Raw genomic sequence first — 16080 nt, forward strand, 5'->3', positions numbered from 1 at the left:
TTTAACACATAATTAGTTGCGAGTGCAACTAAAATCTTTATGAATAATTAATATCACTGGAAAAAGTTGTCAGTGGTTCACAAATGTACAATTACCAGTCTTACTAATTTCATATCCCTTAAATGGAAGGAGACTGTTTTTAAATTCCTTAGAACCTATCGTGCCGGCAATTCTTTGAAAGGATGGATGGTTCAAGGCTTCTATAGAAAAGACTAAATCCATGGAGGCGGAGGTCAAAGGGATATAATCCAGCTGGGGGTATGCTGCCAGGTGGGAGATGTCACCGATGCCCGCATCAGCGGCTCCCGATGCAACCGCATTTGCGGCTGACATATGGGAGAGGCATTCTTTCTGGTATCCGGAGATAGCGGCCTTATCAATGCTTTGTGCTGAAAGGCCGGAGTCCATATAGATCCGGTACCCGTTTCCTTTTTCCCGGTTTATGAACCGGATATCCGGCCGGCATAAATCCTTTAAGGTGTGTATGCCCTTTGGATTTCCTTTTCTGATATAAAAACCTGCTAAAAGGCTGCAGATATGGATGATTATTGCTTCCTTTCCTGGCAGCAGGCTTTGAATCTGCTGGATTTCCTGCCCTTCCCGGCTGATGCAGAAAGAGGTGAGGGCCATATGGGTCTTTTCATAGTACAGGGAATACAGGCTGTTATATTCATTCATATAGGAATGCAGGATGGGAAGGCTGTCCGGATGCAGGCTCAGCTGGCTGCGAAACAGTTCCACAACTCTGGATTCCTGACTGCTTATGATCAGGCCGCTGGCGTTAAGAAGGTAATCCATCTGCCGGATCGCGGAATCAGCGGTAAACAGGGGGATATCCATGATCCCGGGAAGAGGCTCATCAGCCTGGAAAGAGCTGCCGCTGTTTGGAACCTTTAAGTATTCATCCAGTTGATCCTGGCTGATCCTTATCTGCTTGCCTACCTTATTTGCTCTTAATTCTCCCCTCTTTATCAGTTCATAAACAGTGGATTTTTTAATTTTAAGCTGATCGGCGACTTCCTGGGTGGTATATATTTTTTCCATACGGTTTCCTCTTTATATCTTGTAGTTTTCATCAGTTATAAATAGTTATAGCATATTTCATTTCATTGTCAATCAAAGCTGCAAAAGCCGGTTTAATTCCCGATGTTATTATATAATTAGATTGGCATTGACATTCCATTAAATTTCATCTAAAATGAATTGGTAATTACCAAACGGGACAAAACCCAACAAAACATAATTAAAATGAACAACAATTAATATTATTGTTCAAAAACCAGGAGGAAGTATTATGAAACCAGGAAAGAAATTACTGGCAGTAATGATGGCAGCTATGTTTGCTGCCGGTACGGTTGCGGGGTGCAGTTCAACCGGTACAAAGGCTACGCAGGCGGATCAGACAACTGCAGCAGAGGAAGCCAGTAAGGCTGAGGAAACTAAAAAGGCAGAAGAAACCACCGAGGCAAAGGCAGATAAGGAAGACCTTTATGTCTTTATTGCGGCCAGTTTAAAAAACACAATGGAAAAGATCAAGGAAACTTATGAAAAAGATTATCCAAATGTAAACATAATATACAATGCAGACAGCTCCGGCACTCTTCAGACTCAGATCGAAGAAGGCGCCCAGTGTGACATTTTCTTTTCTGCGGCAACCAAGCAGATGGATGCGTTAAAAGAAGACGGATTTGTAGTTGACGGATCTATCAGCAATCTGCTTGAGAATAAGATTGTTCTGATTAAGCCAAAGGATGGGAAAACTGAGGTAACTGGTTTTGACAATATTACAAAGGCATCAAGCCTTGCTCTCGCAGGAGAGGATGTGCCAGTCGGCCAGTATGCGAGGAAGCTGTTCACCAATCTGGGAACCCTTGATCAGGTAATGAAGATAGAAATCAACGAAGGAGCTAATGTTACTGCTGTTTTAACAGCTGTTGCAGAAGGAAGCAATGAAGTAGGGGTTGTATATGCAACCGATGCGGCTTCCATGGCGGATAAGGTTGAAATCATTGCAGAAGCAGATAATAGCATGATCGATCCTGCTGTTTATCCGGTGGGCCTCATCATTGACAAGGAGGCATCAGAGGGGCAGGCAAAGGCAGCCGCTGATTTTAAAGAGTTTCTGGTAAACGATGAAGGCGTTATGAAACTGTTTACAGATGCCGGATTTGCAAAATCTTCAAAATAAATATTACATAAAAAGGGGGTGAAAATCTATGCTTGATCTGATGAAAACAATAGATTGGAGTCCCCTTTTTATTTCTTTTAAAACGGGGATTCTGGCAACGGTGCTGACATTTTTTCTGGGGATAGGCGCAGCAAGACTGATTATGAAGCTGAATAACACGGCAAAATCCATTGTAGATGGTATTTTAACATTGCCTTTGGTACTCCCACCTACTGTGGCAGGGTTCTTCCTACTGCTGATCTTCAGCCTACGAAGGCCCTTCGGCAAATTTCTTTTTGAGGAATTTAACATAAAGATGGTACAGACATGGCCAGGCTGTGTCATAGCTGCTTTTGTTATCGCATTTCCTTTGATGTACCGGAATGCGAGAGCAGCTTTTGAGCAGGTGGACGTTGACATGATTCATGCGGGAAGGACCCTGGGCCTTTCGGAGAGAAAGATATTCTGGAGGATCATCGTTCCCATTGCGGCTCCTGGACTGGCTTCCGGGACCGTACTCGCCTTTGCCAGAGCCATCGGAGAATACGGGGCGACCGCCATGCTGGCAGGAAACATTCTTGGAAAGACCAGAACGGTTTCCGTTGCAATTGCTTCTGAAGTTGCGGCAGGAAACTGGGATACGGCAGGTTTCTGGGTATGTGTCATTGTTATCTTGTCTTTTTTTATTGTTGCTGTTATAAATTATATATCCGGAAAAAATATGAAACATGTGAACAGGTGGATTTGATATGGCATTGCAGGTAAACATCCGAAAAAAGTTTTCAGGATTTGAATTAAATGTGGATTTTGAAACTGAGGCTGGCTGCATGGGGATCCTGGGAGCCTCAGGCTGCGGGAAAAGCATGACTCTAAAATGCGTGGCAGGAATTGAAAAACCGGATCAGGGCCGGATCGTTTTAAACGGGAAGGTGCTGTTTGATTCGGAAAAGGGGATCAATCTGCCTGCCAGAGAACGCCGTACCGGCTACCTGTTTCAGAACTATGCCTTGTTTCCCACCATGACGGTAGAGGAAAACTTAAGTATTGTGATTCCAGGAAAAAAACGGGATAAGCTTCCTCTTGTCGCTGAGCAGCTAAGGCGCTTTCAGCTGGAAGGGCTGGAAAAAAGATATCCCTCCCAGCTATCGGGAGGGCAGCAGCAAAGAGTGGCCCTTGCCCGCATGCTTTTATACAAGCCGGATATAATTATGCTGGATGAGCCGTTTTCTGCGTTAGATGGCTTTTTAAAGGATACGCTTCAGATGGAAATGCTGGAACTGATCAGGGACTATAGCGGCGATGTTCTCATGGTATCCCATTCCAGAGATGAAATCTACAAATTCTGTGACCATATGATGCTCCTTTCAGAAGGAAAGACCATATTGAAAGGCTGTACAAAAGATATTTTCCGCAGACCGGAAAGAATGGAAGCTGCAAAGCTGACAGGCTGCAAAAACATTTCATCCATAGAGAAAATAAGTGATTATGAGCTTTATGCCTGTGAATGGAAAATAAGGCTTATAACAGAGGAAAAAATCGGAGATTCCATTAAGTACGTAGGTATCAGGGGCCATAACCTGATTCCGGTCCAGGAGCGGTCAGAGGAAAATGTCATGGGAATTGAATTGGCTGGGTTTGCCGATACGCCGTTCCAAAGGCAGTACCTGTTCCAGAACTCAGACGATAAAACCTCCTCAAAGATCTGGTGGATCCAGGATAAAATGGACTTTGAAGAAGGAAAGCTTCAAAATATTCCGCCATTTATCAAGTTTCCCAAGGAGGACCTCCTGCTTTTGCTTTAGTGCTTGTGAGAACCGGTTGACAATGAGAATAGAAATGCTTACAATCATTTTATGAAAAAGCAGTATAATCTTCTGGCCTGCAATCCATAATTACTTCTATATATTTCCACTTTTCTGCCATGCTTTTTTGGCAGAGCCCGCCCCGTTTTAACGGGCGTAAGGGTGTACCGAAGTATATTTCCATAGGCCAGGATTGGATGAGAGGAGGCATATGAGATGAAACTCAGTGCAAGAAATCAGTTTAAGGGAAAAGTTGTAGGAATTGAAACAGGTGCTGTAAACGCCATTGTAACCATTGATATCGGCGGCGGTAATATCGTATCGTCTACAGTTTCCATGGCGGCGGTGAAGGACTTGGGATTGGAAGTCGGAAAGGATGCCTATGCCATCATTAAAGCGACTTCTGTAATGGTGGGGATCGACTAAAAGTATATTTAGAAAAACGGTATTCTGACAGTCCTGTAAGACAGTATAAATTAAACTGTTTATAGGCACTGCCGAGTAAGATATGTAAGAAAGGAAGCGTATCGTTCAATGCGAATGATACGCTTCCTTTCACGTTGTACGGTAGCTAACACTAAAACAATGGGATTGAAATCTACCAAACGGATAATTTATGAAATGTTTAGGAGAACTATTGACTCTGGCATAGTGTTATAGTTTATGATAAATACATGCAGTTTGGTTTAACTGCAAGGAGGTGATGTCTATGCTCAAAATCGGAGATTTTTCTGCATTATCAAAGATAAGTATTTTTATGCTCCGGCACTACAATGAAATAGGATTGCTCCTTCCGGTGCATATAGATGAATTTACAGGTTACCGCTATTACAGCGAAGAACAGCTCCCTATGGCCAATCGCATACAGGCACTAAAAAATATGGGGTTTGGGTTGTCCATTATCAAGGACATTCTATCAGAATACAATCATGAAGATAGCCTAAAACGTTATTTGACTCTTCAAGCCGCTCAAAAACAAGAAGAAATTGAGACAATGCAAAAGCAATTACTGTTGCTTCAAACAACCATAAAGGGTCTTGACAAGAGTTCCTCACTTTCCAGATTTAACATAGCGATTAAGGAACTTCCTAAAAGATATGTCATAAGTTATCGCAGTACGATTGCTGCATATAATCAGGAGGGTATTCTGTGGAAGGAATTGTCAGAGAATATTGGGAAACAAGACGTACAGTTTGCTAATCCAAGCTACAACATTGCCATCTTCCATAATGAAGGATTTGCAGAGCATGAAATTGATGTAGAAGTTCAAAGAGCCGTTGTTGGAAATTATAGAAGTACAGATATTGTAAAATTCAAAATCGTACCTGTGGTTACCGCCGCAACATTAACTTACAAGGGTGGCTATATTCAACTTGCCGAAGCAAATGAAGCAATTGCAAATTGGATTTTAGAAAATGGTTACGAGTTTGATGGTCCAATCTTCAATATCTATCATGTTTCTCCTGAAACGGAACCCGACCCGGACAATCTGATTACAGAAGTATGTTTTCCAATTAGAAGCAAATAACGTATTCATTTTATCGTTGCTGAATAAGCAGCGATTTTTTTGTCTTATAAATTTCTTCTATGTCTATTGACTCTAGCATCGTACGATACTGTACGCTTAGTACAAAGAGAAAAGGAGGTATAGATTTGGAGGCTATTTCAGTTAATAATCTATCAAAAGAGTACGCAAGCGGTAAAAAGGCGCTTGACAATGTAAGCATTTCAGTTTCAACAGGAGAGATATTTTCTTTGCTGGGGCCGAACGGAGCAGGTAAATCGACACTAATTAATATCCTGACAACATTTTTAAAACCTACAAGCGGGCTGGTATCAGTTCTAGGTCATGATGTGATTACAGAACAGAATTCTGTCAGAGCCGATATTTCCTGCGTTGCTCAAAAGGTATCCATTGACGATCACTTATCCCTGCGGGAAAACATGCTGTTTCAAAGCCGGCTTCACAAGCTGGACAGAATGACTGCTACCAAGCGCATGGACGCTCTTATTGCTGCATTTCTTTTAAAAGAATATGAAAAGCACAAGGTGACAGCATATTCCGGAGGTGTAAAACGGCGTTTGGATATTGCCATGAGTATGATGTCATATCCCAAGATTCTATTTCTTGACGAACCAACGGCAGGAATGGATATTGAATCAAGAAAAGCCATGTGGGAAGTCATTAAAACAATCAAAACACAGTTTGGTACAACCGTTTTTCTCACAACTCATTATTTAGAAGAAGCCGATATGTTAAGTGATACGGTATGTATTATGAAGGACGGACATGAACTGGTACAGGATACACCGGAACATTTACGGGAACATACCCGCAAAAATATTGTTCGTATTGATTTGGATAATCCAGAAAAGCAGCAGGAAATAGTGACGCAGATTTTAAATCTGCCATTTGTAAAAGGAATACGACAAGAGCAAAATACCATTTATGCAAATACGTATGACGCGAAAAAGGACTTTTACACTCTGAATCAATTCTTGTCAGACAAACGAATTTATTACTCCTCAATTGGAGTTGTAATACCCAGCCTTGATGATATCTTTCTGTCTCTTACACGAAAAAATGAAGGGGGTGTTCGCTATGCAAACTTATAATCTTTTTTGGAGAAGCATAAAATGGCGCTTTCAAAATCCGGTAACTATTATTATGACATTGGTTCAGCCGCTCATTTGGCTTTTATTGTTCAGCACTATATTTAACGGAGGTAAAGCAGAAGAAAATTACACTGCTTTTATCCTCCCCGGCATCTTGGTCATGGGTGTACTGTCCAGCTCCGGCGTAAGCGGAATCGCCAATTATTCCCTGAAAACAGGAGGCAGTTTCTACCGAATTATGATTTCCCCCGTGAGAAGGAGCTCTGTTATACTTGCTCATATTTTAGATGCCGCTGTCCTGTCATTTATCCAAATTGCAATTTTAATGGGCATTGCTTTTCTAATGTCCGTGCGAGTTGCTTCCGGAATAAGTGGAATACTTTCCATAGCAGTATTGCTGTTTCTTGCGGTGGTATTTGTGGCAGCTGTCTCTTATACCATCAGCCTTACGCTGCCAGACGAAAACTCTTTTATTGCACTTATAAATACATTCACTTTGCCGTTGTTTTTTGTCAGTTCGGCATTAATGCCTTTTGAGCAGCTTCAGGGGGGATTCCGAATAGCAGCAATGATTAACCCGTTCACCCATGTTGTTAATAGTCTTAGAATGCTGGTACAAGGAACAATAATTGATTGGTTTCAATTGTATTATACGGGAGGGCTTCTTCTTGTTCTAGGTGCAATCAGCTTTATTGCAGCTGTCTATTCTTTAAAAAAAGATAGTGATTGATTTATTTCTAAAACATTGGGAAAGGCCAACAGATAAAAAAATGGCGTAGCTATACGCTACGCCACACGTTCAAAACTGATACAATACTGTTATACGAAGGGCTGCCATTTGACAGTCCGTTTTTACTTTTCTATTATGTACATGTAAATCCTCATAAAAGGAATCATCTGATCCTTATAGGTCCCTGGATTTATCCCCTTTCATAATATGGGCACCAAGGAGGAGTACCAGATAGAAAATGCTTAATATAGTAATATGGAATGCTGTTTTTATAAATAATGGCATGCTCTGAAATGGATCTGCTACGGAAAACACCGCAAAGTAGATACCAATGGCGAGTACCATCAGGGCCGCAGGCTTTAGGATCATATCCCAAGCGTTCCACACAAAATCGACTTTTTTCCGCAGAGTCAGTACATGCATCATAGCCAGGAGCAGCTCACTTGCCAGCATTCCCACCAGATAGGCTAAGATCCCATATTTGGGAATACCAAAGAGAACAAATCCTAAACGCATTAACAGTGCTATGGCGTTCTGGACAAAGGTGACAGAGGTTTTCCCCAGGCCGTTTAAAATACTTCCCATGGTGGTCACCAGATAGAGGAAGGGACAAAGCCATGCTAAAATGGTCATATAGGTTCCGGCGGTATTATCCTTAAATACGCTGACGCCCAAGTCATTACCGAACAGGGTGAAGATTCCGATGCACAGGATTCCCACATACAGGCAGTAACGCAGTGACATGGAAATGGCATCACCGATCCTCCGGTCGTTCCCTTCTGACTGGGCCTCGGCTACCGTTGGAAGCAAAAGAACGGCCAGGGAATTAAAAATGGTGGAAGGGAACAAAATAAAGGGCAAAGCCATTCCGGTTAAAACACCGTATACGGAAAATGCCCCTGAATCAGAAAGTCCTGACATCTGCAGTCTGCTGGGAATCAGGATAGCTTCAGCGCTTGCAAGGATATTTAAGACCAGGCGGTTCCCCATAAGAGGCATTGCCAGGTGCATAAGCCCGGGAGCAGTTTCATGGAAGGAAGAAGCAACCGCTGTGACGCCTTCGGGCATTTTTGGTGAAAAAAAGCGATAGGCCGTAATCGTATAAAGAGAAGAGACAATTTCTCCTATCAGATGCCCCATGGCTGCCAGCTGGACAGTGATTTTAATCCCGGATTCTATCATGATATCTGCAATGAGGAACACGGCTCCGATTCTTATAAACTGTTCGATCACCTGAGCAGATGCCGGGACATGAGGGCGCTGCATACCATAATAGTAACCATTGATACAGGCGTGAATGGCCGCACAGGGGACGGATACCGCAATAAAGAGAAGAAGAGGGGCACAGCGGGGTTCCATCAGGATATTGACGGCCAGGAAGTCCTTAAACCGGATGATGGCATATGCCAGGATCATGGAAATAGCCACTGAAATAACAAGGCCGGTTCGGAAAATGGAACGGCCTTTTCTCACATTAGCGGCTACGGACTGGGATATGGCGGTCTGAATGGAACCGGCACATAAGGCAAAGCAGACGCCAAACACCGGATGGATCAGGTTAAAGATTCCCAGTCCTTCTGCGCCAATGGTCCGTGAGAGAAAAATCCGGTAAAAAAAGCCTAACAACCGGGTGATCAGCCCGGCAGAAGTCAAAAGAAGGGTGCCGGTGAGAAGCGCATATTTTCTTGGCGAAAGTTTTCGGGGAAATTTCAGAGAATCATTCATGCAATCTCCTGAAAATGAGAATTATTATAAATATATGGAAAGGGTTTCTTGTTCATGACATCTGTTGCAGTTCAGTTATACCAACTCCGATTGTACAAATTTTTATGCATGGCAGAACTGTAACTATAATGAGAATCATTCCTATTGAAATTCTAGGAAATGTGTGTATAATAGAATTTGTAGATGAAGCTTTTAACTTTAGGACTACAGAAAGGCGGAACTAACAATTATGAAGCAATTGATTTATCTTGACAATGCAGCGACTACCCAAACGCGGCCAGAGGTCGTGGAAGCCATGCTGCCTTATTTTACGGAGTATTATGGAAATCCATCCTCCGTATACGAGTTTTCCGGCATCTCGAAAAAGGCCGTCTCAGGAGCCAGAGAAACCATTGCAAACGCTCTGGGAGCCAAGGCAAACGAGATTTATTTTACGGCAGGCGGTTCAGAGTCTGATAACTGGGCACTGATTGCAACTGCTGAGGCTTATGCTTCAAAAGGAAAACACATCATCACCAGTAAAATCGAACACCACGCCGTGCTTCACACCTGTGAGTATTTGGAGAAGCAGGGCTTTGATGTAACCTATTTAAATGTAGATGAAAATGGGGTTATAAAGCTGGAGGAGCTTAAAAAAGCGATCCGCCCTGACACCATCCTCATTTCTATTATGTTTGCTAATAATGAGATAGGAACCATAGAACCGATCAAAGAAATCGGAGAGATTGCAAAAGAACGGGGAATATTATTCCACACAGATGCGGTCCAGTCATTTGGCCATATGCCCATTAATGTGGATGAGTACCATATCGATATGCTCAGTGCCAGCGGCCATAAGATCAACGGACCCAAGGGCATTGGTTTTCTCTATATCAGAAGCGGCATCAAGTCCCGTTCCTTCATTCATGGAGGTGCACAGGAGAGAAAACGCCGTGCAGGAACAGAGAATGTGCCGGGAATCGTAGGCTTTGGCAAGGCTGTGGAGCTTGCGGTTGCAGGTATGGACGATAGAGCAAATAAGGAATGTGAGCTGCGGAATTATCTGATGGACCGGGTTATGGCAGAGGTTCCTTTTACAAGAATTAACGGACACAGGAAAAACAGGCTGTCCAATAATGTAAATTTTGCTTTCCAGTTTATTGAAGGAGAGTCCCTGCTGATTATGCTGGATATGAAAGGTATATGCGGCTCCAGCGGTTCTGCCTGTACTTCAGGTTCCCTGGACCCATCCCATGTGCTGCTTGCCATTGGCCTTCCTCACGAAATCGCCCATGGTTCCCTTCGTCTGACCTTAGATGAGCGCAACACAAAGGAAGAGATGGACTATGTTGTGGAATCCATTAAGGAGATCGTGGAAAAACTGCGCAGTATGTCCCCGCTTTATGAGGATTATATCAAGCATCAGGCGAAATAATTCAAAGCACCGCCTGTTGGCGGCCAGAAACAAAGCAGATTGATTACCTTGAAATGGAGAAAATAAATTATGTATACAGAAAAAGTTATGGATCATTTTGAGCATCCAAGAAATGTAGGGGAAATTGATAACCCCAGCGGTATGGGTACCGTAGGAAATGCCAAGTGCGGCGATATTATGAGAATTTATCTGGATATAGATGAAGATCAGATTATCCGTGATGTGAAATTTAAAACCTTTGGCTGCGGAGCAGCGGTCGCTACCAGCAGCATGGCTACAGAGATGGTAAAGGGAAAATCCGTTCAGGAGGCCATGGCTGTGACAAATATGGCAGTCTGTGAAGCACTTGATGGATTACCTCCAGTAAAGGTGCACTGTTCCCTGCTGGCAGAGGAAGCAATTCACGCTGCTTTATGGGACTATGCAAAGAAAAACGGACTTGAGATTGAGGGCTTAAAGAAACCCAAGTCCGATATCGGCGAGGAAGAAGTGGAAGAAGAATATTAAGATGCCGGGCTTTTGCTTATCCGGCTAGAAAGTGGAAACATAAAGCTATGAGCAAAGGGAAAGTAGTAGTAGGAATGTCTGGAGGTGTGGATTCTTCTGTGGCAGCATGGCTCCTGAAAGAACAGGGGTATAAAGTCATAGGTGTTACCATGCAGATATGGCAGGATGAGGATACCGGGACCCAGGAGGAAAACGGAGGCTGCTGCGGCTTAAGTGCCGTGGACGATGCCAGGCGGGTAGCCTGGGACCTGGAGATTCCTTATTATGTCATGAATTTTAAAGAGGAATTCAAATCCCAGGTCATTGATTATTTTGTAGGAGAATACCAGAAGGGGCGTACGCCCAATCCCTGCATTGCCTGCAACCGTTATGTCAAGTGGGAGTCTCTTTTAAAGCGAAGCCTGGATATCGGGGCGGATTTTATTGCCACAGGCCATTATGCCCAAATTGATAAGCTCCCAAGCGGAAGATATGCTTTAAAGAAGTCCGTGACAGCGGCAAAGGACCAGACGTATGCCCTTTACAATCTGACGCAGAACCAGCTGGCCCATACCTTAATGCCGGTAGGAGCTTATTCCAAGGACCAGATCCGTGAGATCGCGGACAGGATCAACCTGATGGTTGCCCATAAACCGGACAGTCAGGAGATTTGCTTTATTCCGGATAATGATTATGCGGGATTCATTGAAGAAAGTGCAGGAGAAAAAGCGCCGGAAGGGAACTTTGTGGATCTTTCCGGCCAGGTTATCGGCAGGCACAAGGGAATTACCCATTACACCGTAGGACAGAGAAAAGGGCTTAACTTATCCATGGGCCGCCCTGTTTTTGTGGTGGAGATACGGCCTGAAACCAATGAAGTGGTGATCGGAACAGGCGATGACGTTTATTCAGATACCCTTCGGGCCAACCATATTAACTGGATGGCAGTTCCCGGACTTCATGGAGACACCATGCGGGTATCGGCGAAGATCCGCTACAGCCATAAAGGCGCCATGTGTACCATACAGGAGGTGGAGGATGGAGTGGTGGAATGCAAGTTTGACGAACCTCAGCGGGCCATCACTCCTGGGCAGGCCGTGGTATTCTATGATGGAGACTATGTTGTCGGAGGAGGAACCATAATTTGAGAAATTTAAGAAAAGGTCTCGGTTGGCTGTTATTGGCCTCTATCCTTCTTTGCACATTTATGCTTGCAGGCTGCGCAAGGAAATATGAAGCAGTTAAAGCACCTGCTCTGGAAGAAGCACAGGGCGGTTTAGGCCAGGAGGAGGGAGAAGAAACGGCTCCCGTATCCATTGCAGACGATAAAACCGGAGAAACTGAGACCGGAAAATCGGCGGAGACAAGCTCCCATGAAGCTACTGTGACCATGGAGACAGCTCCTTCTTTTGAGGCGGCCGATGAGACCGTTTATGTTACCGGGTCCCAGGTAAATATAAGAAAGTTTCCTTCTGCTGACGGAGAGATTCTGGACAAGCTTGATCAGGGAGCTGTTCTTAAACGGACCGGATCCAGTGATAGCTGGAGCCGGGTAGTTTATAAGGACAAGGAATGCTATATTTCCTCCCGGTACGTGTCAAAAGACAAGCCGGTACAGGAGACGGCGAGCACTGCTCCTTCTGTTTCCGGAAACGGGACGGGGAAGATCATTGCCATTGACGCAGGCCATCAGGCAAAGGGCAATTCCGAAAAGGAACCCATCGGGCCAGGCTCTTCTGAGATGAAGGCAAAGGTGGCTTCCGGTACCCAGGGAACGGCAACCGGTATCCCGGAATACCAGCTCACTCTTGCGGTTTCTTTAAAGCTAAAGCAGGAGCTTATAAACAGGGGTTATCAGGTCTACATGATCCGGGAAACCCATGATGTAAACATCAGCAATGCAGAACGTGCCCAGATGGCGGATAAAAGCGGAGCGGATATCTTCGTCCGGGTCCATGCCAATTCCTTAAATGACAGCAGCGTTCAGGGAGCTCTTACCATGTGCCAGACGGCTAAGAATCCTTACAACGGAAACTTATACAGCAAGAGCCAGGCTCTTTCCAAGGCTGTTGTGAATGGAATCTGCAATCAGACCGGATTTAAGAACCGGGGAGTGCAGGAGACGGATTCCATGAGCGGCATCAACTGGTGTAATATACCGGTGACCATTGTGGAGATGGGATTCATGAGCAATGCAGACGAAGATAAGAAGATGGCTACCGAGGAATACCGTGATAAGATCGTAAAAGGGATTGCCGACGGAATTGATGCATATTATAAATAAAATCAAAGAAGAACAGTTGTTTTGAGCCTGACTCAAAGCCTGTTCTTTTTTGCATTTGACGGACTAGGCATAAATGAAAAAGAAATGGCATACATTTTCCTGAAATGCGGCTGAGTAACAAGGAGAATGGAAGCATGGCAGATTATGGACTGGCGATGGCAGGTGGCGGAACCAGGGGAGCAGCTCATGTGGGAGTTTTATCGGCACTGGAAGAAGCAGGACTTCTTCCTGACAGGGTAGCAGGGGCCAGTGCCGGAAGCATTGTCGCAGGGCTTTATGCAGCAGGCATGACAATAGGAAATATGAGGGAAACGGTGCGGTGGCTGATAAAACATGGCAGAAGCATGATCGATCCGGATATTTTAGGAATTGCCCTATTTCTTCCCCAGTTCCTGACTGGAAGGGAGACAACGCTTCAAGGGCTTATAAAAGGGAACCGGCTACAGCGTTTTCTCTGCGATTTAACAGATGGGATGGAGATACAGGGAAACTGCTGCAAGGGCCTGCTGGTTCCGGCTGTGGATATTAACAGCGGGGATACGGTAGCCTTTACAAACATGTTTGCACAAGAAATTCCCCTTTCCGCATTAAGACAGGAGCATGTGAAATGGGAGCGGAGCGGACCTCTATGTGATATCATGATGTCAAGTTCCTCAGTTCCAGCCGTATTCCGGCCAAGGCAGATGAATGGCTTTCTCTTGGTGGATGGGGGTGTGACGAACAATCTTCCTGTAGACCTTTTGATCGCGGCAGGGGAAACAAGAGTCATTGCGGTGGATATTGGAGAAGACTATGAAATGCCTCACGATTATTCCATCATTGAGACTGCATTCCATTCCTTTTCTATTATGAGCCGGGAGCTTAAGGACTGCCGTTCCAGAGGTGAGATCCTTCTGTTAAAGCCTCCCATGCCAAAAGGTGCAGGACTTTTGACCTTTGAATGCATGGAAGAGTGTATGGAAAACGGCTATATTTACACAAAAAAAATGATTCCCAGGATCAGGCGGGTACTGGAAATAAGATAGGATTTATAGTATTCTATAAAAACAGATTACGATCAGGAGGAAGAGAAATGGAATTGACATTCAGATATGCTGAAAGAAAAGATACGGCTCTAATATTGAAATTTATTAAAGAACTGGCAGAATACGAAAAGATGCTTGATGAAGTGGTGGCCACAGAGGAACTGCTGGAAGATTGGATTTTTAATAAGCAGAAAGCTGAGGTAATCTTTGCCCTGGCTGATGAAAGAGAGGTTGGATTCGCATTGTTCTTCCATAACTTTTCTACGTTTTTAGGGAGAGCCGGAATCTATCTGGAAGATTTGTACGTAAATACAGAGTACAGAGGCTTTGGAATTGGAAAGGCATTATTAAAGAAGCTGGGGGAGATCACGGTGGAACGGGGCTGCGGCAGGCTGGAATGGTGGTGCCTGGATTGGAACAAACCCAGCATTGATTTTTACCGCTCCATGGGAGCAGAGCCAATGGAGGACTGGACGGTTTACCGGATCGCCGGCAATGCTCTTAAAGAGCTGGCGGATTAACTTTAGATATTAGCTACATAGCCATAAAAAGGGACGTACACAGAACATGTATCTGTGTACGTCCTTTTTCTCACTTATTTATTAGTTTTTTCGATTTCCTGCATCTTCATAGCACGAACCTTTAACGGAAGTCCAAACAGAGTGATGAAGCCATCTGCGTCGTGGTGATCATACAAGTCGCCTGTTGTAAAGGAAGCCAGGGACTCGCTGTACAAGGAGTAAGGAGAAGTGGTTCCTGCCTTAATGATATTACCCTTATAAAGCTTCAGCTTTACTTCTCCGGTCACATACTTCTGAGTGGATTCCACAAATGCCTGAACTGCTTCACGCAGGGGAGTAAACCATTTTCCTTCATAAACGATCTGTGCAAATTTATTGCCCATATCTTTCTTCACTTCCATCGTAGCACGGTCTAAGACCAATTCCTCTAATTGCTGATGAGCCTCAAGAAGGATGGTTCCGCCGGGAGTTTCATAAACACCGCGGGATTTCATTCCCACAACCCGGTTCTCCACGATATCCACGATGCCCACGCCGTGCTTGCCGCCCAGTTCATTTAATTTGGCAATGATATCAGAAACTTTCATCTTTTCCCCATTGACGCTGGTAGGAATGCCTTTTTCAAAGGTCATGGTCACATATTCCCCTTCATTCGGAGCCTTTTCAGGAGATACGCCCAGTACTAATAAATGGTCATAGTTCGGTTCGTTTGCCGGATCTTCAAGTTCCAGGCCTTCATGGCTGATGTGCCATAAGTTACGGTCACGGCTGTAGCTGTTGTCAGCGGAGAAAGGAAGGTCGATTCCGTGCTGCTTGCAGTATTCGATCTCATCTTCGCGGGACTGCATGGTCCATACATCGGTCATACGCCATGGAGCAATGATCTTTAAATCAGGAGCCAGAGCTTTGATTCCCAGCTCAAATCGGATCTGGTCGTTTCCTTTTCCTGTAGCGCCGTGGCAGATGGCAGTAGCGCCTTCTTTCCTTGCGATTTCCACCAGCCTCTTTGCGATGGCCGGACGTGCCATGGATGTTCCTAATAAGTATTTGTTTTCATAAACTGCATTTGCCTGCACACATGGAATGATGTAATTGTCGCAGAAGTCATCAACCAGATTTTCAACATATAATTTGGTAGCACCGGATAATTTGGCTCGTTCCTCCAAACCGTCTAATTCATTTCCCTGGCCGCAGTCGATGCAGCAGCAGATTACTTCATAATCAAAATTTTCCTTTAACCACGGGATAATGGCTGTGGTATCAAGACCGCCGGAATAAGCTAAAATAACTTTCTCTTTCATTTATAGATC

16 protein-coding genes are annotated in these 16080 nt (G+C 44.4%); 13 read left to right on the forward strand and 3 right to left on the reverse strand.

The annotated features are described in order from the left end of the window. Positions 1-69: 69 nt before the first annotated feature. Positions 70-1044, reverse strand: a complete 975-nt coding sequence (locus H171_RS00780; RefSeq protein WP_100303449.1) for a helix-turn-helix transcriptional regulator — start codon at positions 1042-1044, stop codon at positions 70-72. 250 nt (positions 1045-1294) lie between these two features. Between H171_RS00780 and modA the strand changes: the two genes are divergently transcribed. The 7 genes from modA to H171_RS00815 all read left to right on the forward strand — a co-directional run bounded on the left by modA (position 1295) and on the right by H171_RS00815 (position 7315). Continuing rightward, complete coding sequence (gene modA, locus H171_RS00785) at positions 1295-2188, forward strand: molybdate ABC transporter substrate-binding protein (protein WP_100303450.1); 894 nt, start codon at positions 1295-1297, stop codon at positions 2186-2188. Between the two features lie 28 nt (positions 2189-2216). Continuing rightward, a complete protein-coding gene (gene modB, locus H171_RS00790) occupies positions 2217-2915 on the forward strand; it encodes a molybdate ABC transporter permease subunit (RefSeq protein WP_100303451.1) in 699 nt (232 codons plus the stop codon). A gap of 1 nt (position 2916) precedes the next feature. Next, positions 2917-3969, forward strand: a complete 1053-nt coding sequence (locus H171_RS00795) for a sulfate/molybdate ABC transporter ATP-binding protein (protein WP_100303452.1) — start codon at positions 2917-2919, stop codon at positions 3967-3969. A gap of 216 nt (positions 3970-4185) precedes the next feature. Further along, on the forward strand, positions 4186-4395 hold the full coding sequence (locus H171_RS00800) for a TOBE domain-containing protein (protein ID WP_025234675.1): 210 nt from the start codon (positions 4186-4188) through the stop codon (positions 4393-4395). A 283-nt stretch (positions 4396-4678) separates the two neighbouring features. After that, positions 4679-5497, forward strand: coding sequence for a MerR family transcriptional regulator (locus tag H171_RS00805; RefSeq protein WP_100303453.1), 819 nt, complete (start codon positions 4679-4681; stop codon positions 5495-5497). Between the two features lie 125 nt (positions 5498-5622). Beyond that, positions 5623-6585 carry an ABC transporter ATP-binding protein gene (locus H171_RS00810; RefSeq protein WP_100303454.1) on the forward strand — a complete coding sequence of 321 codons (963 nt, stop codon included), beginning with the start codon at positions 5623-5625 and terminating at the stop codon, positions 6583-6585. Continuing rightward, positions 6572-7315, forward strand: a complete 744-nt coding sequence (locus H171_RS00815; RefSeq protein ID WP_100303455.1) for an ABC transporter permease — start codon at positions 6572-6574, stop codon at positions 7313-7315. Before H171_RS00810 ends, H171_RS00815 begins: the two co-directional genes overlap by 14 nt. 174 nt (positions 7316-7489) lie before the next feature. On the opposite strand, the gene H171_RS00820 is transcribed toward H171_RS00815, so the two are convergent. Beyond that, positions 7490-9040: a polysaccharide biosynthesis protein gene (locus H171_RS00820; RefSeq protein ID WP_100303456.1), complete on the reverse strand. Its 1551-nt coding sequence runs from the start codon at positions 9038-9040 to the stop codon at positions 7490-7492. A gap of 229 nt (positions 9041-9269) precedes the next feature. On the opposite strand from H171_RS00820, the gene nifS reads away from it, so the two are divergent. From nifS to H171_RS00850, 6 genes are all read left to right on the forward strand, one after another. Continuing rightward, complete coding sequence (nifS, locus tag H171_RS00825) at positions 9270-10454, forward strand: cysteine desulfurase NifS (protein ID WP_100303457.1); 1185 nt, start codon at positions 9270-9272, stop codon at positions 10452-10454. Between the two features lie 69 nt (positions 10455-10523). Next, positions 10524-10961 carry a Fe-S cluster assembly scaffold protein NifU gene (gene nifU, locus H171_RS00830; RefSeq protein ID WP_100303458.1) on the forward strand — a complete coding sequence of 146 codons (438 nt, stop codon included), beginning with the start codon at positions 10524-10526 and terminating at the stop codon, positions 10959-10961. A gap of 47 nt (positions 10962-11008) precedes the next feature. Beyond that, positions 11009-12088 (forward strand): tRNA 2-thiouridine(34) synthase MnmA, encoded by a 1080-nt coding sequence (gene mnmA / locus H171_RS00835; RefSeq protein WP_100303459.1) that lies wholly within the window; start codon positions 11009-11011, stop codon positions 12086-12088. Further along, positions 12085-13224 (forward strand): N-acetylmuramoyl-L-alanine amidase, encoded by a 1140-nt coding sequence (locus H171_RS00840; protein ID WP_100303460.1) that lies wholly within the window; start codon positions 12085-12087, stop codon positions 13222-13224. Before mnmA ends, H171_RS00840 begins: the two co-directional genes overlap by 4 nt. A 134-nt stretch (positions 13225-13358) precedes the next feature. Continuing rightward, positions 13359-14249 carry a patatin-like phospholipase family protein gene (locus H171_RS00845; RefSeq protein ID WP_100303461.1) on the forward strand — a complete coding sequence of 297 codons (891 nt, stop codon included), beginning with the start codon at positions 13359-13361 and terminating at the stop codon, positions 14247-14249. 47 nt (positions 14250-14296) lie between these two features. Then, positions 14297-14770, forward strand: coding sequence for a GNAT family N-acetyltransferase (locus H171_RS00850; RefSeq protein WP_100303462.1), 474 nt, complete (start codon positions 14297-14299; stop codon positions 14768-14770). 74 nt (positions 14771-14844) lie between these two features. On the opposite strand, the gene H171_RS00855 is transcribed toward H171_RS00850, so the two are convergent. Then, the gene (locus tag H171_RS00855) at positions 14845-16071 is read right to left on the reverse strand and encodes an argininosuccinate synthase (protein ID WP_100303463.1); all 1227 of its coding nucleotides are present in this window, start codon (positions 16069-16071) and stop codon (positions 14845-14847) included. Positions 16072-16080 lie beyond the last annotated feature (9 nt).

This window comes from [Clostridium] celerecrescens 18A (assembly GCF_002797975.1).
GTDB lineage: Bacteria > Bacillota > Clostridia > Lachnospirales > Lachnospiraceae > Lacrimispora > Lacrimispora celerecrescens.

Excerpts from the sequence above, each read along its gene's own strand:
- H171_RS00780 (WP_100303449.1), bottom strand. The coding sequence starts at position 1,044 with ATGGAAAAAATATATACCACCCAGGAAGTCGCCGATCAGCTTAAAATT.
- modA (WP_100303450.1), top strand. The coding sequence starts at position 1,295 with ATGAAACCAGGAAAGAAATTACTGGCAGTAATGATGGCAGCTATGTTT.
- modB (WP_100303451.1), top strand. The coding sequence starts at position 2,217 with ATGCTTGATCTGATGAAAACAATAGATTGGAGTCCCCTTTTTATTTCT.
- H171_RS00795 (WP_100303452.1), top strand. The coding sequence starts at position 2,917 with ATGGCATTGCAGGTAAACATCCGAAAAAAGTTTTCAGGATTTGAATTA.
- H171_RS00800 (WP_025234675.1), top strand. The coding sequence starts at position 4,186 with ATGAAACTCAGTGCAAGAAATCAGTTTAAGGGAAAAGTTGTAGGAATT.
- H171_RS00805 (WP_100303453.1), top strand. The coding sequence starts at position 4,679 with ATGCTCAAAATCGGAGATTTTTCTGCATTATCAAAGATAAGTATTTTT.
- H171_RS00815 (WP_100303455.1), top strand. The coding sequence starts at position 6,572 with ATGCAAACTTATAATCTTTTTTGGAGAAGCATAAAATGGCGCTTTCAA.
- H171_RS00820 (WP_100303456.1), bottom strand. The coding sequence starts at position 9,040 with ATGAATGATTCTCTGAAATTTCCCCGAAAACTTTCGCCAAGAAAATAT.
- nifS (WP_100303457.1), top strand. The coding sequence starts at position 9,270 with ATGAAGCAATTGATTTATCTTGACAATGCAGCGACTACCCAAACGCGG.
- nifU (WP_100303458.1), top strand. The coding sequence starts at position 10,524 with ATGTATACAGAAAAAGTTATGGATCATTTTGAGCATCCAAGAAATGTA.
- mnmA (WP_100303459.1), top strand. The coding sequence starts at position 11,009 with ATGAGCAAAGGGAAAGTAGTAGTAGGAATGTCTGGAGGTGTGGATTCT.
- H171_RS00845 (WP_100303461.1), top strand. The coding sequence starts at position 13,359 with ATGGCAGATTATGGACTGGCGATGGCAGGTGGCGGAACCAGGGGAGCA.
- H171_RS00850 (WP_100303462.1), top strand. The coding sequence starts at position 14,297 with ATGGAATTGACATTCAGATATGCTGAAAGAAAAGATACGGCTCTAATA.
- H171_RS00855 (WP_100303463.1), bottom strand. The coding sequence starts at position 16,071 with ATGAAAGAGAAAGTTATTTTAGCTTATTCCGGCGGTCTTGATACCACA.